This window comes from Methanobrevibacter filiformis (genome assembly GCF_001639265.1).
In the GTDB taxonomy this organism is placed as follows: Archaea; Methanobacteriota; Methanobacteria; order Methanobacteriales; family Methanobacteriaceae; genus Methanacia; species Methanacia filiformis.
Genome location: NZ_LWMT01000108.1, coordinates 1 through 24,059, shown reverse-complemented (window position 1 = coordinate 24,059; position 24,059 = coordinate 1). Strand labels below are relative to the sequence as shown.

At 25.7% G+C, this 24,059-nt stretch carries 19 protein-coding genes and 1 pseudogene; 17 read left to right on the top strand and 3 right to left on the bottom strand.

The annotated features are described in order from the left end of the window. The first annotated feature begins 620 nt into the window (after window positions 1-620). Window positions 621-812: a hypothetical protein gene (locus MBFIL_RS03760; RefSeq protein WP_066971638.1), complete on the top strand. Its 192-nt coding sequence runs from the start codon at window positions 621-623 to the stop codon at window positions 810-812. A 363-nt stretch (window positions 813-1,175) separates the two neighbouring features. On the opposite strand, the gene MBFIL_RS03755 is transcribed toward MBFIL_RS03760, so the two are convergent. Beyond that, window positions 1,176-1,844 (bottom strand): histidinol phosphate phosphatase domain-containing protein, encoded by a 669-nt coding sequence (locus MBFIL_RS03755; RefSeq protein WP_066971647.1) that lies wholly within the window; start codon window positions 1,842-1,844, stop codon window positions 1,176-1,178. Window positions 1,845-2,199: 355 nt separating this feature from the next. Here MBFIL_RS03755 and MBFIL_RS03750 point away from each other — a divergent pair, with 355 nt between their 5' ends. From MBFIL_RS03750 to cca, 6 genes are all read left to right on the top strand, one after another. Beyond that, entirely contained in the window at window positions 2,200-3,108 is a 909-nt protein-coding gene (locus MBFIL_RS03750) for a pantoate kinase (protein WP_066971636.1), read from the top strand. A gap of 176 nt (window positions 3,109-3,284) precedes the next feature. Beyond that, complete coding sequence (locus tag MBFIL_RS03745; RefSeq protein ID WP_066971634.1) at window positions 3,285-3,821, top strand: class I SAM-dependent methyltransferase; 537 nt, start codon at window positions 3,285-3,287, stop codon at window positions 3,819-3,821. Between the two features lie 237 nt (window positions 3,822-4,058). Further along, window positions 4,059-4,850, top strand: a complete 792-nt coding sequence (locus tag MBFIL_RS03740; protein ID WP_066971632.1) for a 2-amino-3,7-dideoxy-D-threo-hept-6-ulosonate synthase — start codon at window positions 4,059-4,061, stop codon at window positions 4,848-4,850. Window positions 4,851-5,091: 241 nt separating this feature from the next. Next, on the top strand, window positions 5,092-6,225 hold the full coding sequence (locus MBFIL_RS03735; protein ID WP_084266286.1) for a 3-dehydroquinate synthase II: 1,134 nt from the start codon (window positions 5,092-5,094) through the stop codon (window positions 6,223-6,225). A gap of 36 nt (window positions 6,226-6,261) precedes the next feature. Further along, a complete protein-coding gene (gene thpR, locus MBFIL_RS03730; protein ID WP_066971630.1) occupies window positions 6,262-6,819 on the top strand; it encodes an RNA 2',3'-cyclic phosphodiesterase in 558 nt (185 codons plus the stop codon). Between the two features lie 28 nt (window positions 6,820-6,847). Beyond that, on the top strand, window positions 6,848-8,239 hold the full coding sequence (gene cca / locus MBFIL_RS03725; RefSeq protein ID WP_066971628.1) for a CCA tRNA nucleotidyltransferase: 1,392 nt from the start codon (window positions 6,848-6,850) through the stop codon (window positions 8,237-8,239). 71 nt (window positions 8,240-8,310) lie between these two features. Here cca and priS read toward each other — a convergent pair whose 3' ends face one another. After that, window positions 8,311-9,273: a DNA primase catalytic subunit PriS gene (priS, locus tag MBFIL_RS03720; RefSeq protein ID WP_066971644.1), complete on the bottom strand. Its 963-nt coding sequence runs from the start codon at window positions 9,271-9,273 to the stop codon at window positions 8,311-8,313. Window positions 9,274-9,611: 338 nt separating this feature from the next. Continuing rightward, on the bottom strand, window positions 9,612-11,015 hold the full coding sequence (locus MBFIL_RS03715; protein ID WP_245637447.1) for a DNA primase: 1,404 nt from the start codon (window positions 11,013-11,015) through the stop codon (window positions 9,612-9,614). A gap of 381 nt (window positions 11,016-11,396) precedes the next feature. On the opposite strand from MBFIL_RS03715, the gene MBFIL_RS03710 reads away from it, so the two are divergent. From MBFIL_RS03710 to MBFIL_RS03665, 10 genes and pseudogenes are all read left to right on the top strand, one after another. Continuing rightward, a complete protein-coding gene (locus MBFIL_RS03710; RefSeq protein ID WP_066971626.1) occupies window positions 11,397-11,858 on the top strand; it encodes a hypothetical protein in 462 nt (153 codons plus the stop codon). A 759-nt stretch (window positions 11,859-12,617) separates the two neighbouring features. Beyond that, the gene (metG, locus tag MBFIL_RS03705; RefSeq protein ID WP_066971624.1) at window positions 12,618-14,792 is read left to right on the top strand and encodes a methionine--tRNA ligase; all 2,175 of its coding nucleotides are present in this window, start codon (window positions 12,618-12,620) and stop codon (window positions 14,790-14,792) included. Window positions 14,793-15,280: 488 nt separating this feature from the next. Next, complete coding sequence (locus MBFIL_RS03700; RefSeq protein ID WP_066971622.1) at window positions 15,281-16,852, top strand: DUF530 domain-containing protein; 1,572 nt, start codon at window positions 15,281-15,283, stop codon at window positions 16,850-16,852. A gap of 205 nt (window positions 16,853-17,057) precedes the next feature. Continuing rightward, window positions 17,058-17,552 (top strand): helix-turn-helix domain-containing protein, encoded by a 495-nt coding sequence (locus MBFIL_RS03695; protein ID WP_066971620.1) that lies wholly within the window; start codon window positions 17,058-17,060, stop codon window positions 17,550-17,552. A gap of 224 nt (window positions 17,553-17,776) precedes the next feature. Further along, on the top strand, window positions 17,777-18,796 hold the full coding sequence (locus MBFIL_RS03690; protein WP_394328410.1) for an MraY family glycosyltransferase: 1,020 nt from the start codon (window positions 17,777-17,779) through the stop codon (window positions 18,794-18,796). A gap of 293 nt (window positions 18,797-19,089) precedes the next feature. Continuing rightward, window positions 19,090-19,539 (top strand): hypothetical protein, encoded by a 450-nt coding sequence (locus tag MBFIL_RS03685; protein WP_211261705.1) that lies wholly within the window; start codon window positions 19,090-19,092, stop codon window positions 19,537-19,539. A gap of 37 nt (window positions 19,540-19,576) precedes the next feature. Next, the gene (locus MBFIL_RS03680; protein ID WP_066971616.1) at window positions 19,577-20,083 is read left to right on the top strand and encodes a hypothetical protein; all 507 of its coding nucleotides are present in this window, start codon (window positions 19,577-19,579) and stop codon (window positions 20,081-20,083) included. Between the two features lie 294 nt (window positions 20,084-20,377). Continuing rightward, window positions 20,378-21,727, top strand: a complete 1,350-nt coding sequence (locus MBFIL_RS03675) for a CARDB domain-containing protein (protein WP_066971614.1) — start codon at window positions 20,378-20,380, stop codon at window positions 21,725-21,727. Window positions 21,728-22,062: 335 nt separating this feature from the next. Beyond that, window positions 22,063-23,508, top strand: a complete 1,446-nt coding sequence (locus tag MBFIL_RS03670; RefSeq protein ID WP_066971612.1) for a nicotinate phosphoribosyltransferase — start codon at window positions 22,063-22,065, stop codon at window positions 23,506-23,508. A 306-nt stretch (window positions 23,509-23,814) separates the two neighbouring features. Further along, window positions 23,815-24,059: pseudogene (locus tag MBFIL_RS03665) on the top strand (hypothetical protein); the annotation flags it as partial.

The following is a 24,059-nucleotide window of genomic DNA, read 5'->3' as shown; positions in this document are numbered from 1 at the left end:
TTTCTTCCTTTTTCAGATTTAAATTCTCCATTTAATTCATTGATTAAATCCTGAACACACTTATTATCAAATGAAGACAATATAGTTATAAAATCACGAGATTCTCTCCCAAATTTCTTTAACTTTTTAATAGTTATACCTAAATCCTCAATAGATTCAACAGCCATTTTTTTCAACCTCCTAAAAAAAAATTAAGAAAAAAATAATTAAAAATAATAAATTATTAAAATACAAAGCATTATTAAAACTTAATACTAAAACATTAGTAATTAATTAAACATTATTCATTATTTTCTTAATAATACTATATACTTTTTCATTAAAAAAAGTTATAACATGAAAAGAAGCACATACTAGCGAGCTTTCACTTCAAAAAATTAGAGAGAAAAAAAGGAATTCAAACATCCTTACACTAAAATCACCCAAACATCAGACCAAAAACAGAAAAAAACAACAGAAAAAACAAATCAAAAGAAAAACAATCAAATAAAATCTTCAAATCATAAAAAACACATTAAAAAAGTTTAAAACTAAAACACAAAAAATAGACCAAAAAACTAAAACAAAAACTAAAAAACATCTAAAACCATATCCAACAATCATAAACCTTTATTTTAATTATGGATAATCTCCCTAAGAAAAATGAATCTTCATCAAATTCTACTTTAAATTCAAGTTCAAATTCAAGTTCAAAATCGGATAAAAAACCAAAACCAGAGCCAGAACCAAAACCAGAGCCAAAGCCAAAAAATTCAAGTTCAGACTCTTCAAAAAATGCTAAATCATCAGGCAGTGGTGTTACAGCATCATAAGTCTTATTAAATAAGAGGTTATATGGGAATAATAATTGGACAGTAATATCGAAAGAAGAATTAAAAGGGGTGCATTATATTGCAATATACAATCCAAATGGTGTTAATGATAAGAAATGTGCTTCTCATAAGAAATGTGCTTCTCAATTAACCCAATTTAACCTTATTTTATTTCAATAATTTTACTAATAATAATTATAAACATTTTTAATTCAATATTTTACTATTTTTCACTATTTTTCAAACTAATATCATTTAATTAATATCATTTTTTACTTATTTTAGACTAATCTAAGATATTAATTCAGCTTAATATTTAATTAAAGCACTTGCAACCTTTTTATGTATTAATTGTTTTTAATCTTAGAATTTTATATTTGACTTTTTCATTATTTTTTTAGGATTATCAATTAAAGCTTTTAAAGTGTCTTCTTCGTTTAATCCTGCACCCAAACCTATTTTTTTTGCTTTTTCAAAGGTTATTAAATCATCAGGACTATGTGTGTCTGTGTTTATTATCAAATCTGCATTAATTTCAGTTGCAAGTTTTGCAACATGTCCATTGGCTAAAGAATGTCCTTTTCTTCCACTTAATTCCAGGGTTATATTGTTTTCTTTAGCTATTTCTACTTCTTCAGGAGTTATGAGTCCAGGATGTGCTAAAATATCGACTTCTGATGAATTAACACTAGCTAAATTTGTTCCTTTAGCAACAGGCTCAACTAATGTTTCACCATGAACAATAATTAATTCTGCACCTTGGTTTCTGGCTTCTTTTCCTAATTTATCAATAATTTCAACTGGTGCATGTGTTATTTCAGCACCAGCAATAACATTGATATCCCAGTTGTTGTTAATATCTTCAATAGCTTTAATGACTTTAGGTATTGTATCTAAATTAGAAGAATCAACATGATCAGTAATAGCTATTGTTTCATGACCTAAAACCTCAGCTCGTCTAGCTATTTCTGAAGGTAAAAGTTCACCATCGCTAAATAAGCTGTGTATATGAAAGTCTATTCTTTTATTTATTCTTTTAGCCAATTTATCCCTTCTTGATTTTTTTAAGTTTAATACTTAATTGTTAAATATGTAAATTATTATATCTAAATTTATTGATATGCAAGTTATTAATATTTAATTCATGATTAATATGAACAATATTATAAATTAACTAAATATTTCATATTAAAACTTAAATGTATTATGTCCTTATAGCTATTTATATATTAATATTATATATTGTCTTAAATTCAAATTACTTCAAACTTATATTTATATATTTTAATTACATAATATTTTTATTAACTATAATTTTAATTAATTTATTATTTTTAATGAATGATTTAATAAAAATTTAACAATTAAACTTAAATTTAATGATAGAATGAAAAGTTCAGTATTTGTGCCTTCACATATCACCTGTTTTTTCACTGTGTTTAATCATAATAATCCTTTAATGAAAGGATCTTGTGGTGCTGGAATATTACTTGATAAAGGAATAAAAACAATAGCTAAACCTTATAAAAATGATGAAATAGCTATTAAAATCAATAATAATCAAGATGTATTTAAGGAAGTAATATCTAGAAGAGCAGCTGAATATATGAAAAATAAGTTTGATATTAATGAAGGAATAGCTATTAATCATGATTTTGATTTGCCCATAGGATGTGGATTCGGTACTTCTGCAGCTTCTGCATTAGGAACAGTTTTATCTATTGATAATTTATTTGAGTTAAGGATAGATTCAACGGAACTATATCAAATTGCACATTTATTAGAATTAGAATTATCAAGTGGATTAGGTGATGTAATAGCTGAAACATCAAAAGGAATTGTTATTAGAACAAAACCAGGTGCTCCAGGCTTTGGAAAGACCATTAACTATATGGATATCCCTAATATTCCTAATGGAAATGATCTTTCAGATGTTTATGTTGTTACAAAAACACTAAGTGAAATTGACACTGCTTCAATCATTCAAAATCAGGAAATGATTAATAAAATAAATTACTATGGTTCTAAAGCAATGAATTTGTTTTTAAAGGATCCTAATTTGGATAATTTACTAAAATCTTCATTTAATTTTGCAAAAGGAACAGGTCTTTTAAATAAAGATATGGATAATATTATTAATATTTTAAAAGAAAAAGCAATAGGTTCTTCAATGGCTATGCTTGGAAATACTGCTTTTGCACTTACATATTTTCCAGAATATTACATTAATGACTTATGTTATATAGATGACTTAATAATATCTAAAGTAAATACCTCAGGCATTAAATTTATTTAGTCCTTGTGTTATTAATTAGTAGGTTTTCATAAATAAATATTCATTTAATCAATCGTATTTATACTTTAACAAAAGGATTTTTCAAAGGATTTTTGAGTTTTTTTTAATTTTTATAAAAATTTCATATTTTATTATATTATATTTTATTATTATTATTTTGTTTGGATAATGTTAAAATGATAAAAATTAGTTATGATATTAATGTTTATAGGGATATTTTAAATGATACTCTTAAAACTACAGATACAATTGTAGAATTAGGATGTCATGTTGGAAAATCTACTGAATTAATAGCAAATAAAGTTATTAATGGCAAAATTATATCTATAGACAATAGCCCTGAAGCTATTGATGCTATGGGTAATCTTTCTGAAGAATATGATAATTTACATTTTATCAGTGGGGATGTTAGGATTCACAATGTTTTAGAAGAAGCTGTTAAATTAGTTAGTAGTTGTGATGTTTTATCTATTGATTTAGGGGGTGGTTACCATCCTGACACTGTTTTTAAGGTTTATTATATATGGTCTTCTGCTTTAAGACCTCGAGATACTATTATTCGAAATAGGGGATTAATAGACTTTGTAAGATCCAGTAAGACTTATGAAGAAATAGAATCGGATAATGGGTGGCTTAAATCTTGTTATGGTCAAGGTATACCTCCTCAAATAAAAGAATTTAGTTTGTGGACTGATAAATTGAATAATAAATAGCTATTGATTTATTTCAAAATTTTCATTGTAATTTTTTAATAAATTTTTAAATAAAAGAAAAGATAAATATTATATTATTATGAAAGTTGTATTTTATAAAATTATTTTACATAAAAATCATATTTTATAGAATTCACAATGTTTTAATATTCATATATATTTTAGGCTTATATTATTAATTAAATTAAATATTTAATATTATTACTAATCAAATGTTTTAAGAGGAGATTTAATAGAATGATTGGAAAAAAAATTCGTATGGAGCGAATCATAGATAGGAAAACTAATAGAACAGTTATTGCACCAATGGATCATGGTGTTACCATAGGTCCAGTTGAAGGTATTATTAATATTAGTAAAACTATTGATGATATCAAAAATGGAGGAGCAAATGCTGTTTTAATGCATAAAGGTATTGTTGAACAAGGACATAGGGGATATGGCAAAGATATAGGTCTCATTGTTCATTTGTCTGCTAGCACGTCCTTAAGTCCTGATCCAAACAATAAAGTTTTAGTTACTTCTGTTGAAAAGGCAATACAACTTGGTGCTGATGCTGTTTCTATTCATGTTAATATTGGATCTGAAACTGAAGCTAAAATGTTACATGAATTAGGTGAAATAGCTGAAACCTGTAGTCACTGGGGAATTCCATTACTTGCCATGATGTATCCTCGTGGTCAAAAGGTTAAAAATGAAATGGATGTTGAGTTAGTTAAACATGCTGCACGTGTTGGTTCTGAATTAGGTGTGGATATTGTTAAAACTAATTATACTGGAACTCCTGAATCATTTGAAGAAGTTGTTGAAGGAGCTATAGTTCCTGTTGTAATAGCTGGAGGTCCTAAAGTAGAAACTGATAGAGATCTTCTTGAAATGGTTAAGGATTCTCTAGAAGTTGGTGGTGCTGGTGTAGCATTTGGAAGAAACCTTTTCCAAGCTGCAAATCCTGGTAAGATTACTAAAGCAATTTCTGAAGTAGTTCACAACGATTTAGATGTAGAGGAAGCTTTAAAAATATTAGATTGATTAGTACACTGATTTCGCAAAATAGTGAAAAATTTCGATTTTTAAACTAAAAATTTGTGAAATCTCCTTTAGGCATTTTAATAGAATTTAATGCTTTAAAAGGAGAATTGGAAAAATTTTTATTTATTTAAAATCACAGATTTTAAAAATTAGAAAAAAGATTTTTTTTATCTTTTTCGTTTCTTAAATGTCCAATTCACTGTACAAATATATTGTTTTTAATTATTAAGGAGCTATGTAATTGAAAAATAAGAAATTTAGTTGGATTATCTCACCAGATGTTCAATGGGATGATAAAAAGGAATTAATTACAACATCACTTGAATCTGGAATTGATCATGTATTGGATTTAAAAGATATTGAAAACATTCAAAAATTAGGGAATATTAGTGTTATTAGTAATGATCCAAATGCAGATATTGCATTAGTTGGAATTAATGGTGAAGGTGATGGGACAATTCCACTTTCAAAAGATTTTAGTGATTCTAAGGATATTGAATTAGCGAGGAATCTTAAAGGTGAGGGGAAAATTGTTGCAGCATATGTTGAAATTCAAAATAAGGATTATGAGCAATTAGCAGTATCAATTGGAAAAATTGTAGATTATGTTATTTTAATAGCTAAAGATTGGACAGTAATTCCGCTTGAAAATATAATAGCTGATCTTCAAAAAGATGATGTTAAGATAATCGCTGCTGCTCGGGATGTTGATGAAGCGAAATTAGCTATCGAAACTCTTGAAATTGGAACTGATGGGATATTATTTAAACCAACTGACTTTTCAACAATTAAAGAAATGGCTAAATTAATAGAGGATACAAGTTCCAATGATTATGAACTTAAAGAAGCTACTATCACAAATATTAAAGGAGTATCTTCTGGTGATAGGGTTTGTATAGATACTACATCAATAATGAGTGTTGGAGAAGGAATGTTAATAGGTTCTTACTCGAAAGCAATGTTTTTAGTTCATAGTGAATCCTTAGAAAGTGAATATGTTGCTTCCAGACCATTTAGAGTAAATGCAGGTCCAGTTCAAGCTTATATTATGGTTCCAAATAATAAAACCAGGTATTTATCTGAACTTGAAACTGGTGATGAGGTTCTTGTTGTAAATAAAGAAGGTAAAACTCGACCAGTTGTTGTAGGAAGGATAAAAATAGAAAAAAGACCTCTCATACTTGTTGAAGCAGAATATAATGGATTTAAAATTAAAACATTGCTACAAAATGCTGAAACAATAAGATTAGTCACTGATAAAGGCGAAGCTGTTTCAGTATCTGAAATAAAGGTTGGTGACAAAATCAAAGTCTTTATTGATGATAATGCTCGTCATTTTGGAATGGCAATTGATGAAACAATTATTGAAAAATAAATGACTTTTAGAAGCTTAGTTTGATTATGTGATTAAATGAGTAAGTTTAGATCTTTTTTAGCTATTGATATAGAACCAAAATTAAAGAATAATATTAAAATTATTCAAAATGGACTTAAAAATTCAGAAGCTAATATAAAATTTGTTTCAATGGAAAACCTCCATTTTACATTGAAATTTTTTGGTGATATTAATGAGAATATGGTGGGTAAATTATCAATAGCTATTAAAGAAGTTTTAAATGAAAATGATTCATTAACTATTAATATTAAAGGCACTGGAGCTTTTCCAAATGATAAAGTAATGAAAGTTTTATGGGTTGGAATTAGTAGAAATGATGAGTTTATTAATTTGATTAAAAACTTTGATTCAAAATTTTCTAATTTAGGATTTAAAAAAGAAAGATCATATACTCCTCACTTAACTATAGGGCGAATGAAAAATCAAAAAAATAGAGAAGAAGTAAGTAAAATACTTAAAGATTTTAAAGGTTTTGAAATAGGATCAATGAAAATTAAAAATATCTATTTAAAAAAGAGTGAATTAACTCCAAAAGGTCCAATATATGAAAATATAGCTATTTTTAACTTTTAATTGTTATATTAATTGGGGATGAATAAATTTGAACTATGATGAAGTTTTAAAAGAAATTGCTCCAACTGAGATGGAAAAAACTAAAATTATTAAAACTGCAGAGGATATCATTGATTTTATAAATGATGTTGCAGTTAATGAAAATATCAATGCTCAAACTAAGCTTGTTGGTTCTGTAGCTAAGGGAACATGGCTTTCAGGAAGTGCTGACATTGATATATTCATTTGTTTCTCATTAGAAACTCCAATCAATGATTTAAAAGAAAAAGGGCTTTATTTAGCTTATAAAACTAGTGATCAATTCAATGGTGTTGCTGAAGAGCACTATGCTTCTCATCCATACTTAACGGTTAATATCAGTGGATATGAGGTAGATATTGTTCCTTGTTATAATATAAAATCTGCAGATCAGCTTAAATCTGCAGTAGATAGAACAATTCTCCATACTAACTATATTTTAAAGAATTTAACAGATGATAAAAAAGAGGAAGTTAGATTACTTAAAACATTCATGAAATCTATTGGGGTTTATGGATCTGAATTTAAGGTAGGTGGTTTTGCAGGTTATCTTTGTGAAATGTTAATTTTAGAATATGGTACTTTTGAAAACACTTTAATTAATGCAGCTAACTGGGTAAATGGAACAATGATTGATTTAGAAGATTATGGTACTAATAATTTATTTGATGATAGTTTAATAGCTATTGATCCTACAGATATGCATAGAAATGTTGGTGCAGCACTAACAACTGAGAAGATGATGGAATTTATTATTGGTTGTCGTAATTTCTTAAAAAAACCTAAAATTGATTATTTTAATCCTCTTAAAGAAAATTTAGATAAAAATGAACTATTGAATAGTATAATAGCTTCTTTTAATGATAGAGAAAGCAAAACCTTATTATTATCATTTGATATTCCAGATATTCCTGCAGACAATCTTTATCCTCAAATAAAGAAAACAGCTATTTCATTAAAAGAAAAATTAGAAGATTTAGGCTTTAAGATTATTAATTATGGCTATTGGAGTAATGAGATTAAAATAGCTATTATTCTATTGGAATTTGATACATGGGCTTTAAGTAAATATTATACGCATGAAGGACCTAAAATTTGGAATAGGAAAGCAAGTAATGATTTTTTAAGTCTTTATGGTTATAAATGTTATTTAGAAGGAGAATTTTGGGTATTACTTAAAAAACGAAAGATTAGGAATCCTCAGCAGTTTTTTCAATATTTTTTGACTAAAAATAAAATTAGTATTCTTAAAATTGGAAAAAATTTAAAAGAATTGATAATTAATACTTACAAATTGAATTCATTAGATGATTTATTGAAAAATAATGATTATAAAGATAATATGGACTTTTTAAATTTCTTAAATGATTATTTAAACCCTGGACAGCTATTAAAAAGATAATAAATTCATTAATCTCTTTCATTAATCTTAATCTTTATCTTTTTATATTCATATTTTCAATTAACTTTTTTCTACTTCTCTTTTTTATTTTCATTAACATTTTCTTTATTTTTTTCTTCTCTTTCATGAACAAATTTAGGAACTGCATATTTAAATGGATCAAATGTTTCTGGATTTTTAACTTCAACACATTTCATAGAAACTTTTGAGTGAAGGGATGAGGGTAGACGTAGTATTCTTTTTAAATCTATTGAAACTTTAGCATCAACCATAGATAAATTTACTCTTGCCATTCCTGCAAGCAAATTTTTATATCTTATTGGTCCTATCTGTCCTTTAAAAAGTCCCCATGAGTTATCTTTTAATAAATCTCTGTGTTTTATTGTATCTTTTAGTAATTTACTGTTTATTCCATCTAATGTTTCATGACCTGTAAGATGAAATATATTTCTTTTTACTCTTCTGTTGAAAAGGTTTGTGTAGCCTAATGAGATGGAATTTTCTGGAACATTGGCTCCTACTACATATTTTACAACTTCTCCTCTTAGTTCACTTTCAGTTTCCATAATGGCAGGATCGAGTATCCTTACATGGTATCCTCTTCCAGAATATATTAAATGGATATTTTTAATCCCTAAATCTGTTTTCAATGTATCAATTAATAGTTGAACAAACTCTAATGCTTCACCCAGACATATTTTGCAGACACTTTCACAATTACATGATCGTATGGGCATATCTTTTGCATCTACATCAAAAACGAATTCTGATTTTATCCAATCTCCTCTTCTTTGAGGATTATTGTAAAAAGCTACTGAAACATATCCTGCAAATGGTGCTTTAATTCGCATAAATTTTTTAAGAGAATCTTTATTTTTAAATACTTTGTATCGGTCATTAGGTCCTTTTCCATAATGATCAAAACCAAATTCTCTTTTATATAATTCTTCACTAATAAAATTAGGTAAATCTTTTTCAGACCATTCTTCACGATAATACTGTCTTCTTTCTTTAATTGTAGCTGGAGCGAAAATATTGACCACCTCTTGCTCTATTAGTTATAACTGTTTTAATCAATTCCTATTACTTATTATAATTCTATTTATTTTTTTATCTTTGAGTCGTGGCCAAAAGTCTGAATTGTTGAACTAAAATTGTCTTAAATTCATTTGTTTATGAAATGAAGAAAATTTTTTTCTTGAAAAATGACTTTTGACCAATACTCTATTTATTTGCTCTATATATTCTGTTGATTTTTATTTTTTTATCTTTATTTGATCTATATGTTCTATTTATTTATTTTTTTATCTTTTTTTTATCTATATGTTCTATTTATTTATTTTTTTATCTTTTTTTTATCTATATGTTCTATTTATTTATTTTTTTTATCTTTCTTTTTTGATGAATCTTTTGAGGTGTTATTTAACTTTCCATCTTTTTTAAGTTGCCATTTTCTCATGGAATAATATGATAATGGATTTCCGATCTTTTTACATGCTTTATTTGGATGACATAGATTTCCAAGATGTATTTTGATTTTTTCACAGCTCATTGGAGTGTACCATTTTGTTTCTCCTTCATTTTCAAGTTTTGGTTCGCTATGCATTCCAAATCCTAATTTTGATACAATATTAATTTTTTCTTGAGGTTGATCTTCAAAAAGTGGAGGAACTGCATTTTCAGCAGCTTCATTTATTATTGGTAATATTTCGTTAAAGGTGATGTCTAAATTAGGATCAACATCTGAAATACTTATATTTTCATTATTTTTAAAGACTTGTGGATATAATCTGGAATAGGATATAAATGATGTTAAAAATAGTACTATAGCATCATTACGATTTCCTGATTTAACTCCTTCAATTGTTTTTAAGACACATGGGGGAAATGCTTCTTTCATAAGCTTTTCTGCTTTATCAAACTCATTACTAAATCCAGATCCGCTTCCATAAAATTCACTGTACTTTTCAGTTAATTTTTTTAGTTGTTTTTCTAATTCTTCACTTAATTTTTTGATTTTAGGGTGTATATCAATAATAGCTAGTTTTTCTTTGATATTTTTTAAATATTCTTCTGTATTTTGAACTATGATTTGTGTTAATATTAATTCTTTTACTTTATAACCAACAAGTTCATTATAAACACTTTCAATTCTTCGTTCTTGCCAATCTTCAATTTCTGTGTAAAATGTTTCTCTAAAATCATCTTCATTAAGGATTATTTCTCCACCACTTAAAAGTAAATCTTCTAATGATATTTTCTTAGAGGATATTAGATTTATTAAATCAGTCCATTTTAATGTAGTTATATTATTTAAAAGTTCATCTAAGGTGTTGTCTACGATATAATTCCTAAATTCGGTGTTCATTCTATTTAATCGCTCTTCAATTATTCTTTTTTGTGATTCAAAAAATAATCTAGCTTCTCGTGAATTTGTGTTGTATTGCTGGGCAATAGCTTGAGCAAGTAAATGGAAGCAAACAACATCATTCTCATAAATATCTTCGTTAAAAAAATAAGAATATTCATTTATCTTGAATTTTTTATCATTTTTTTCTCTAAAATACCATTCTATTCTTTTAATAGCTAATTCACCAAGGCTTTTTGGAATTTTAGAATCATCATCCATAATTCCATGACCAACACGATTAATAATTTCAATAAGCTTTTCATTTTCATCAAAGATGGAGTTTAAATCAATATTTTCATGAAGAATTCTTTGTCCATCTGAAGATAATGGATTTAAAAATCCTTCTCTTATTTCAGTTTGATTCAACTTAAATTACTCCTTATTAATAGCTATAAATTAAAATTATGAACTATTTTGTAAAACAACTATGACTGGTTGTGAATTTATTAATTATTCAAATTTATTCATTAACATAACATTAATATATAATTTATAATTGATTAATATTTGTTTATATATTACTTCTAATTTAATTTACTTTTTATATTAAATTGTAATATATTTATATGTATATTCTAAACATTATTAATTATATTATTTTTATAATATGTTTTATATAATCATGATAGTTTATGTATTGTATCTAAAAATTGTATTCCTTATAGAAAATTATATATTACATGAAATTTAGATATAATAATATAATAAATTTATTAGTAAATTAGTTATAACAATGGGGTCAATATAATGAATAAAATTAATATGAGTATAGTGATAATTTTAGCAGTTATGTTTATTTCAGTTGCTTCTGTGTTTGCTATTTTTAATTTAACTTCCTTTACAAACACTATAGAGTTAAATGTTAGTGCAAAGAGCGAAGTTTATAAATTGGATGATTTAAATAATACAAGTGAAGATTCACTTAAACAGCATCTTGAGGGTGAATATAAATCTGGATATGAATATCTTGTTGTTGATAAGGTTACAAAAAATGACAAGACAGATAATGTATTATATTTATTCAAACCAGAAGATTATGAAAAACTAAAAGAGTATAATAAAGATCAAAATAATGAATCTTCAATTTTAACTGGTAAAGTTGAAGTTGAAAGTGATGGTTATACTACTCTTAATGATAACAATCAATCTGTAAATCAAGCAATTTACAATGTACAAGAAGTTTTTGATGTTAATGGTAATTCTTTGTAGCATTAAACATTCTTTTAGCTATTTTATTTATAGCTAATGGTGATTATTTATCATAATTGCTTATTTATTTTAATATTTACGTATTTTTCTAATTTTTTGTATTTTCACTATCTTATTTCTATTTTAAATCTATTCTTCTTTATTAAAGTTAGGATCATTTTATTCTTATTTTAAATTTATTAATATTAATAATTACTTTGATTTAATATTAATGTAAATTGTTTATAATGTTATGATTACATTTACTTATGAAATCCTTGAAATGAATTAAATTATAAAAAAATGAATTTTAATAAGACTTGCTTCATAAAATTTTAATTTAAAACACTGATTTCGCAAAATAGAAAATTTTGCAAAATCTCTTCATGTGTATTTTAATCAGATTAAACATCTTCTGGAGAGAATTGAGAAAATTTTTTATTTTCTCAATTCAGTGTACAAATATTAATTTATATTAATTTACATAGCTTATTAAATATTATAATAATTAGGGCATTAATCAATATTAATATACTATGTATGAAAAATAGAGAGTATTGGAAAAATATTTTAATAAAAACATAAATAATAACTTTATTGGTATTAATATATTAATAGAAAAATAAAATCTCTTTTGTAGGGTATTTTATTTATTTTCAGAGATACTTATGAACTTATTATTTATTATTGGTAAAATTAGCCATGTATTGGATGTTTTATTTATGGATATTAATTTATAATCATTTTAATCTATATTTTTATTAGAACTGGGAGGAAAGAATGTCAAAATTTTTTATTTCATGTGCATTGCCTTATGCTAATGGGCCTTGTCATTTAGGGCATTTAAGATCAACATATATTCCTGCAGATATTTTTGCACGATATAATCGAATGATAGGGAATGATGTACTTCTTGTTTGTGCAACAGATGAGCATGGAACACCAATAGCTGTTAAAGCAGATAATGAAGGGAAAAAACCTATTGAAATAGCTACTAGGTATCATAATTTAATAGCTGAAGATCTTAAATCTTGTGATATTTCATTAGATAATTTTGCTCGAACTACTGATAAAAAACACTATAAAATAGCTCAGAATTTCTTTTTAAATTTATTTGAAAAGGATTTAATATATGAAAAAGAAATAAATCAACTTTATTGTGAAGAGTGTGAGCGATTTTTACCAGATCGGTATGTTGAGGGAATTTGTAAATTCTGTAAAGCTGAAGGTGCACGGGGAGATCATTGTGAAGCTTGTGGTAGGCATTTAGGTCCTGATGGCTTACTCGAACCTAAATGTTTGTCTTGTGGTCATACTCCAATTATTAAATCATCTAAACAGTATTTTTTCAGATTAACTAAATTTCAAAAAGAAATTGAAAAATATATAGATGAAAATGAACTTTTACCTTCAAATGTTAAAAACTACACAAAAAACTGGCTAAAAGATGGTTTAAAAGATTGGATTTTAAGTAGGGATATGGACTGGGGAATTCCAATTCCAGTTAAAGGTGCAGAAGGTAAAATCATTTATGTATGGGTTGAAGCTTTAATTGGTTATATCTCATCGGCATCTGCATGGTCTGAAGGGTCTGGAAAGCATTGGAAAGATTATTGGGATGATAATGTTATTCATTTCATAGGTAAGGACATAATTTACCATCATTCAATATTCTGGCCAGCTATGTTAGAAGGGCATGGTTGTAAAATGCCTGATAATATAATCGCTGGAGAATACTTGTCTTTAGAAGGTAGTAAAATGTCTACAAGTAAAGGTTGGGTTATTTGGGTTAAAGATTTTGTTAAAAAATTTGATTCTGATTTACTTAGGTATTACTTAACAATTAATGCTCCATTAAATAAAGATACAGATTTTTCATGGGAAGATTTTGGTAGGCGTGTAAATGATGAATTGGCTGATGTTTTAGGAAATTTCCTCCATAGAACTTTCACATTCACTAAACGGTTTTTTAATAGTGAAATACCTCAATTTAAAGATTTAACTATTGAAGACTCAGAATTTAAAAAGCAAATTAATGAAGTTCCCGAAATAGTTGGAAATTTAATCGCTAATTTTAAATTTAGAGAAGGATTAGCTGAAATTATAAAAATAGCTAAACTTGGAAATAGATATTTCAATGATCAAGAACCGTGGAGTACATTAAAAGATAATCCTCAACAAGCTGCAAATTGCATTTACTTGTGTAATCAATTATCAAAAACATTAGCTATCATGTTAAAACCATATATTCCAAATAAATCTCAGGAAATCTTGGATATGATGAATATTGAGTTTGATGGTACTTGGGACATGTTAAATGATGAAATAATGCCATTACATAAAATAAACAAGCCTAAACCTTTATTTAAAAAGATTGATGATGAAATAATAATTAAAGAACGAGAACAATTATTTAAAAATCTTCAGGCAGGGGACGAAGAGAATAGCGAAGCTATAACTAATACAAAGGATAATAAAAATAGTAATAAATCTAATAGTGAAGATAATAAAAATAGTAATAAATCTAATAGTAAAGATAATAAAAATAATAATAAATCTAATAGTAAAGATAATAAAAATAATAATAAATCTAATAGTAAATATAATAAAAATAATAATGGGAATGATATAATGGGTGATTTAATAAGTATTGATGATTTTGGAAAACTTGACATGAGAATTGGTGAAATTATTTCTGCAGAACGAATTGAAAAGTCTAATAAGTTGCTTAAATTAAAAGTTAATATTAAGGAAAAAGAACTTCAAATTGTAGCAGGTGTTGCTGAAAAATATAGTGTTGATCAACTTATTGGTAAGAAAATAACGGTTTTAGTTAATTTAGAACCTGCAAAATTATTTGGAGTTAAATCTGAAGGTATGTTACTTGCTACATCAGATTCAGTATCTATTTTAAGTCCAATAGGTGATGCAGAAATAGGTGAAAGAATACAATAAATTCTAAAATTTGAGTATGTTCAGATATTTTTGAACTTATTTAGTTAATTTTCATTTATATCTATTAATTTTAATCCAATGCATCATTTAATTAGTATTTTTATTACTTGTATTATTGAATTTATTGGTATTTTATTACTTGTATTATATGATTATATTATTTTAATTAGTATTTTTATTACTTATATTACTATATTTGATTAATATTATTGTTGATTATAGTATTAACTTACTTAATTATCTTTCATTATATTATCTTAATTAATATTTTTATTAATTACCTTTTTATACTGCAATTTGATATATAATAATAGTATTATATTTTATAGAACTTAATAAATTAGTAATATGATATTAATTAATAATTAAATAGCTAAATTAGTTTTATTTTAATGATATTTTATTTAATATCTATTTATAGTTTACTTTTATATATAATTAAAGGAATTGGCGTTATCTTTAATTATTAAAGTCCTCACGGTGAGCTAATGGATGAATCAGTACTTATAGGTGATGCTGAAAAATATCTGAAAAAAATAGGGAATGAACCATTAGATTTAAATGGAATTTCTGATTTAGATATTTTCAAGTCACTCTATCTTAAATTATCGAACAGATTAGATGTTTTACAATCAATGAAAGAAAATATGGATGCTAAAGGTTATACTGCACCGTACCGAGCTTTAAGTAGGTATGGTATGGGTAACTCCTCGGATGTTAGTTTTGAGGAAGTATCTGAAGTAAATAAATATGGTCAATATTTTAGAATGAAAGCATCTGCTAAAAAGAACATATTAAATCGTGTTAAATCAGCTATTGATGCACATAAAATAGCTATTGGGAACTTAGATGAGTATGGATTGATTACTTGTAATACTTGCTCAAAATCATACAGACCATCTTCTTTAGAATCCAATGGGCTTGATAAATGTATATGTGGTTCTTCTGATCTATATCTGAAACTAAAGAAACATGGAATTTGTCGTTTGGAAATTTTGTCATATCTTCCACTTTCAGGTAACTACATGGTTTTAATGTCTAAACTTAGTAGATGGGGAAGAGAATCTTTTAAAAAAATTTTAAAGAACCTAAAACAAGAAAAAAAGGGATCAGTTAAAACAGTTTCATTGATTATAAAAATTAGGGAAAATAATCGCTGGATTAGCAAGAGAGTTAATTTAGACTCGGAATATGTAAATAGCTATGAAGAAAAGATAAGGGAAGATTATGGGAATGTTAGGATTAAACATATTCAATTCCATAGAACAAAACCTACAATCATTAATGATCGCAATGCAAGAACAGCTTTAGCTTTAGCTTATGCAATGTATTCTGAAAGGCTAATAAAAGAACATTTAGATGAAATTTTATCTATTAAACTTAGAGATTATGATAATTTAAAAAAATATGATAATATTATTTATAAGATTGGATTGGAAAAACCTAATTTCCTTAGTGAAAAGGATTCTCTTGATGAATGGAGAAAATCTAAAATTATAGAATCTCTTCAAAAAGAGGATTTAATGGATAAAAATGAAAAATTAACTATTAAATTAGCTCAAGATAAAAAAACACGGAAAATATTAGAAGATAAAGTCTTTTCAAACTTAGGTCTTACACTTATTTTATGGGATATATTTAAATATTATTTAACTAAGTCAAATGATAGGAGAAAAAGGCATAGTGGACCATTTCCATATCTTAGGGGAGATATTGATCGTCAGCAACGTCAAATTTTCACACACTTAAATAAACAAGCTATTAATATACTTAAAACTTATGCTTGTGAGAAAATTATTGAAATAAATGAAATGGATTTAATTTTATATGAAAAATTTAAATTAGAAAAACAAATGAAAGGATTGAACATGAAAATTAATCATGTGGCATTGGGTGCAGCACTCCTCCTGAATAATTCTAATGATTTAGATATTTCAACACTTGCTTATGCTTTTGATTTATCTGAAAAAGAAATTAAAACTGAATCTAAAAATTTAACTACTGTTAGTAAACCTCGTACTAACAAATCAAAACAATTCTTAAAAATGATTAAATCTTAAGTAAATAATAGATATGGAAACAAACTTTTAAAAAAAGTTTTGTCATATGCTATTTCAAAATTAAGCAATTTAAATTAAGAAATGCTTTTACTAACATGAAACAAACTTTTAAAAAAAGTTTGAACAAAAGCTATTTCAAAATTAAGCAATTTAAATTAAGAAATGCTTTTACTAACATTAAATACTAATTGATTACTTGATTCAAATGACTTATGATGATTCTTTAACTAAAATTCATATTACTCAACCTTTAACTTCAAAAACTATAGTTGAATTAATGGAAGACTATCCTAATTTAGAAAAAATTACATGCTCTAAGAGTCTTTATGATAGAATATCCAAGAAGTATATTTCTGCACTTAAAGAACTTGAAATTATAGTTGAAATCAGTTATGAATGGGGTAGAAAGCCTATATATGGGGATGAAATAGGAAATAAAGTTATTGAATTAGTTAATAATGGTGTAAGCCCTGAAAAAATAGCTAATACTTTGAATATTTCTTTAAAAACAGTTTATTATCTAAATAATAAATTTTCAAACCATGATATTAAGCTTAAAAGGGGACGGAAAATCAAGTATGATTCTGTAATTAGAAATAAGATTAAAAATCTGCATGATAAAGGAGTAAAACCTAAAGAAATAGCTCAATTGGAAAATATTCCTCTTAGGTCAGTATATTATATTATTAATTCTTTTTAATTGTTATTAAGGACACATTTTCTATTTTTTTGAATTGTTTTTACTATTTGATTATTATAATGAAAATATTAATAGATAAATACTTAACTATGAATAATTAATATATTTAATATAATAATAAAAACATTTATCTATTTAAAAGCTTGTTTCATAATATTAATAAAAACATTTCGTATATTGAAAAGGATAAGGGAATATAATATTTCATATTTAAAGGTGAAATTTTGCTTTATATAAATAATAATTTAACAATTGTCATAATATCCGCAGTAGCTGGTTTGTTAGCATTTTTTGTGACATTTTTCATAATGCCTCTTCTTATAAGAAGGTTAGAAAATGCTAATATCATTGGTAAAGATATTCATAAAATAACTAAGCCTATTGTAGCTGAAATGGGTGGAATAGGGATTTTATTTGGTTTTATAATTGGGATTTTCACAGGAATACTCTTATATCCAACTCTTACTTTTGAGTTGGCAATGGCATTACTTGTTATATTATTAGTTGGGATTATAGGGATGGTGGATGATTTAATTCAATTATCTTCAAAAGAAAAGCTTATTCTTTTGTTTTTAGCAGGACTTCCTTTAATTTGGATTGCTCCACCAAATGTAGGATTATTATATTTAATATCTATTCCAATAGCTATTTCAATAACCTCAAATTTAACAAATATGTTGGCAGGCTTAAATGGTATTGAAACTGGGCTTGGAGCAATAGCTATGGTTTCATTAACAATTTCATGTATTATTCTTGGTAAATATGATGTAGCTATTATAAGTATGAGTATGCTAGGACCTTTGATTGCATTTTTATACTTTAACAAACACCCCTCAAGAGTATTTCCTGGAGATACTGGAACTCTTATTATTGGAGCAACTATTGCAGCAGTAGCTTTTATTGGAAGGTTAAAATTGATTGCATTTATAATATTGATACCTAATATTATTGATGCTGCAATGAAATTTTACAGTGCTGGAGTTATGGAAAGACAACAACACAAACCAACAGAAGTTAATGAGGATGGAACACTTCTCATTCCATCAACTGGATTTAAATCATTAATTAGGCTTGTTTTAAGAAATCCTAAAAATGAAAAAAATGCAGTTAAGTTAATTTGGACAATTGGTATTGTTTTTGGAATACTTGGAATAATAATTGCAGTTTTAATGCCTGTTATAAGTGGAAATCATACAACAGCTCCTTTAATACAATTTAAAGACTTTTTTTATTATCATTTATGATTATTTTCAATATATTTTAATTATTTTCTCTATCTCTTAATTATTCATATCTTTTTCTCTTAATTATTTTTTTTATCTCTTAATTATTCATATCTTTTTCTCTTAATTATTTTTTTCATCTCTTAACTGTTTCTCTTAATTATTTTTATATTCTTTAGCTATTTTTCATGTTATTTTTGTTCTCTCTTTGATATATTTTAAAGTAAAATCATTTTTATCATCAAATTTAAGTAAAGTATTTACTTAACTATTTTTATAATATTCTCATGGAATTTTTAAATTTTAATATTTCTATGGGGAATGATAATCAAGGAGTAGCTACAATTGAATTGGTATTTACTATTTTCATCATGATTTTTTTGATGATAGCTATTTTAAACTTGTTTGAGACAAGATTCGATTCTATAAACAATATGGGGGAGGACCTTAGTGGAAGGACTTTCCTTGAAAACCTTTCAACTTTAATAAATGGTGTAAATAGTAATGGAAATGGTTATAGTACAACATTAACTCTTCCAGAGAACTTAAATAATAATAGTTACAGTATATTACTTAAAAAAACTGAAATAATGCTGGAATTCAAAGGTAAAAGGGGTAAATCAGTTATTTATCCAATTACTTTAATTAATCGTGATAATGAAAAATTAGATGAAATTAAACTATTTTCAGGTAATAAATACTTGATTAAAAAGTCTCTTAATAATGATAACTTATCTTCTATTCATATTTATCAAATTAGCTAGATTATATATTGTAAATATTTTTCTATAGGGCAAAAACATGTTTTTTAATGATGAGACAGGACAGCTTTCAATGGAATTTATAATTTTAATAGGCTTTGTTTTAGTTTTAGTTATATTGGCGGTTAATGTTATTAACACTGAAAATGAATTGAATACAGCTATTAGTGGTGCTAGAAATGGTGTAATGGAGGGAATTTCAATTAATAGCTTAGCTATTTATCCTAAAACTACTTATGATGGATATGCTGTAAATAATTCTTTTTTAACTTATCCGAAATCTATTAAGCTTTTAAAAATAGAACAAATTAATCAAGGTTTTGATTCAAATTATAATAAAACTAAAATTCAGCTAAAAATTTATGTTTCATCATCATATAATATTTTAAATCGTGCTGATAAGGAATCTATTGGAGATAGGATAAACTTCAATGCAAGAAAAAGTATAGCTACTATTTTTAAAACAACTAATTTGTCTAATGCTTTGTATAATCCTGCTTTTTCCAATAATTATCGGTTTACAACTGCTAATGTTCAATGGGTTTAGTTTAATTTTTTAAATTTCATTTTTTTCAGTTTCAATAAAACACTATTTAATCTTTAGGTACTAATATTATATTATTTTTATTAATAATGTTAGTATAAATAGTAATCTTTATTAGTTATAACAAATATAATAAAATGTAAGTAATTATAAAATATATGTATAAACTTTAATAATTACTACTAGACTATTTGATAAATCATACTTTTAATTTTCATATAACGCAAACTTATTTAATCTTACTTATTTAATCTTTATTAATTAATTTTAAGGTTTAAACAACATTGGAGGTAACGAATGAAGAGAAAAATTGTTATATTAACTTTTATTTCTATTTTGTTTTTATTATTTGTAAACACAGTAAGTGCAGGTCAATATAATGTAAGTATAACTGCACCAGATTCTAAATATGGTGATATCCCACCTATATATGTTAAAGTGACTGATAAGAACACTGGAAAACCTATTGAAGGCGCTAATGTTAAATTATATATTAATGAAGGAGATTTAATATCAAATACTCAACCTTCAAAATTTCCTGAACATAAAACCAATAAGTCTGGAATAGCTAAAATGAATAATGATAGTAATAATTATTGGCAGGTAGAAAATATTGCAGGAACTTATCCAATCACCGTTTGGGTAGATAATGACATATTTAATGGTGAGTTTTATGGTCCTGCAAGAGGCACAGGCAGTATAAAAATTTTGGATAGTACTAAATTATCAATAGTATCAGTATCTAAAAAGACTATGAATCCTAATGAACAAACAGAGATTAAAATTAAATTAACAACTATTAAAAATGAACCTTTAGAAGGATACAGAATATTCATGACATATTCGACTTCTAAAGTAAATACTTTGGGAGGATTAGTATTAACAGATAAAAAGGGTGAAGCAATATTTAAGTATAAATCAACAGTTCCAGGAACCAATAAATTAACTTTCTATTTCCAAGATGATAATGGTGCTTTGGAATCTTCTTCAAATGGTGTTAATATTAGTGTTAGGGCTTTACCTGACTTAGTTATATCTAAAATTAAAAGATCTGGAAACAATTATAAAATAACTATTAAAAATGAGGGTGTAGGTAAGTCATCAACCACTAAACTTAGAATTAAATATAATAAACAGTATAAAATATACACTGTTAAATCAATAGCTCCAGGTAAATCAACTACAATAACAGCTAAATATTTTAGCTATTCAAAACATAAAAAATATGGTAAAGAATTTTATATCAATTACAACAAAAAAACCATAGAATTGAAATATGCTAATAATAAAGTAACCACTAAAAAAGATTCATATATAAGATATAAAGCAGATTTAGTAACTACTAAAATAACTAAAAAGGGAAAATATTATTACATTACAATTAAAAATCAAGGAACTGCTGCAGCAGGTAAATTTAAAGTAGATTTCTGGGAAGGCACAAGTAAAAAGCCTAAATTAACAGGACAGTTCATATTAAGTTCTTTTGGTGATAAGTTTAAAAAGTCATTACCTCCAGGTCAAGCAATAAGTTTCCCTCTTCTAAAAGCTTACTTCCCTAATAAAAAGAAAGCAAATTATATTTTATTAAATGGTGATAAAACTGTTACCGAGTCTAGTTATAAAAATAACTTGAAAAAATTTAATTAATTACAATTAATTACAATTAATTACTAAATTATTTTTTATATTTATATATATTTTTTATTTATATTTTTTATATAGATATATTGAATTTTTATAGATATATTTACTATTTTTATATTAATATTTTTAAATATTTTTTTCACAATATAACAACCAATTTGACATAATATTTAATTATTTATTATTACTATTTTTAAAATTATTATTAATTATTTTGTCATTTAGCTAAATGACAGAAATATTTATATACTTTGGTAACATAATTAGTTTTAAGATTTGTCATTTAGCTAAATGACAAGATTAATGTAAAATTTACAATGCTTAAAAAAGGTTATATAATGATTCACAACAATATTTGTCTTATGAGTGATAGCTACAAATTCACTCACTACCAATTTTATCCAAAAGATACAGAATATATTTACTCCTATTTAGAAAGTAGAACTGGAGCTAGATTTAATAAAACAGTCTTTTTTGGTCTTCAATATATACTAAAAAAATATTTGGAAGGAAAAGTCGTAAATGATGAGAAAATAGAAATAGCTAAAGAAATAATAAATAATCACATTGGGTCTGAAATTTTCAACGAAGATGGGTGGCGATATATATTAGATAAACATGATGGCAGGCTTCCAGTAGAAATAAAAGCAATTAAGGAAGGAACTCCAGTTGAAGTATCTAATGTACTAATGACAATTGTAAACACTGATTCAAAGTGTGGATGGCTTACCAATTACCTAGAATCATTACTACTTCAAGTTTGGTTTCCATCAACTGTTGCAACATTAAGTAGAGAATGCAAAATACTTTTAAATCACTATTTAAATAAAACCAGTGATGATATGAGTAACATTGATTTCATGTTACATGATTTTGGATATAGAGGAGCAAGCTCATTTGAATCATCAGAAATTGCGGGAGCTGCTCATTTAATTAATTTCTCAGGTACAGATACGGTTCCAGCATTAATACTGCCTATGAAATATTACAACAATTCTTATAACTCTTCCAATATTAAACAATCAAATATAGGGTCATTACCTGGCTATTCAGTTCAAGCAACAGAACATAGTATCATGACATCTTTAGGTGAAACTTATGAGTTCCAAACAGTCTCAAACATACTAAAAAATGCTAAAGATGGAATATTATCTATTGTTATAGATAGCTATAATTATCAGAATTTCATAGGAACCTTAGGTAGATCTAAATTAAACAATGGATTAAGAGAAGAAATAAATAGTTTCTTAAATAGAGCAGAAGGAAATAAAATTGTTTTTCGTCCAGATTCTGGAGATCCTGTTATAACTACATTGGATTGTTTTAAATTAATTGAAAAATACTTTGGAGTTTCTCTAAACTCAAAAGGATATAAAATTATTCCTTCAAATATTGGTTTACTTTGGGGAGATGGCATTGATTACTATGGGATGAGAGATATTCTCTTTGCTATGAAAAATAATAGATGGGCAGCATCTAACATCATATTTGGTATGGGTGGTGGTCTACATACATCTACAAATAGAGATACACAAAAAAATGCATTTAAATCTTCAGCTCAATATAGAAATGGAAAATGGCATGATGTATATAAAAAACCACTTGACATAACTAAATCCTCTAAAAAAGGTCGATTAGCTCTTACTCGAGAAAATGATAAATTCAAAACCATAAGGTTAGATGAGTTAAATTGTAAAACTAATTATCTGGAAACAGTATTTAAAAATGGAAAATTAACAAGATTCATGGATTTTGACGAAGTTAAAGAGTTGGCTAGGATATAATAGTTTAAATAGCTATTATATTGCTTAGTTAATTAATTATATATGTTAGATGAATTATAAACAGTTTATGTAATGTTTTTTAAAACATTTGGAATTAATTTAATAGGTTATAATCTAATTATAACATGTAAATAATATTATAGATAATATTAAATAATTTCATTATTTTCATTTTAAAAATTATTTTTTACATATAATTGGCTGTGCAATAATTATTTTTTGATTCTTTTTAGTTATGCTTAGTTTTAAATATTATGGGGTGTAATATATTATTAGTGTTTTTTAGTTTTTGTTGAGTTGGTGTTTATGGTTTTGCATGAAGATAGTATTGGTCAGGTGTTTTTACTTCCTTTGAATTTGAGGGACTTTATTCCAGATAATCATATTTGTTTTTTTATTGAGGAATTGGTTAGTCGGTATGATTTTGGTGATTTGCATTCTAAATATGCGGATACTCCAGGTAAGAAAGCTTATTCTAGGAGAATGCTTGCTAGAAATATTCTTATGGGTCAGATTGATGGTATAAGGTCTGGTCGTAAACTTGAAAAGGC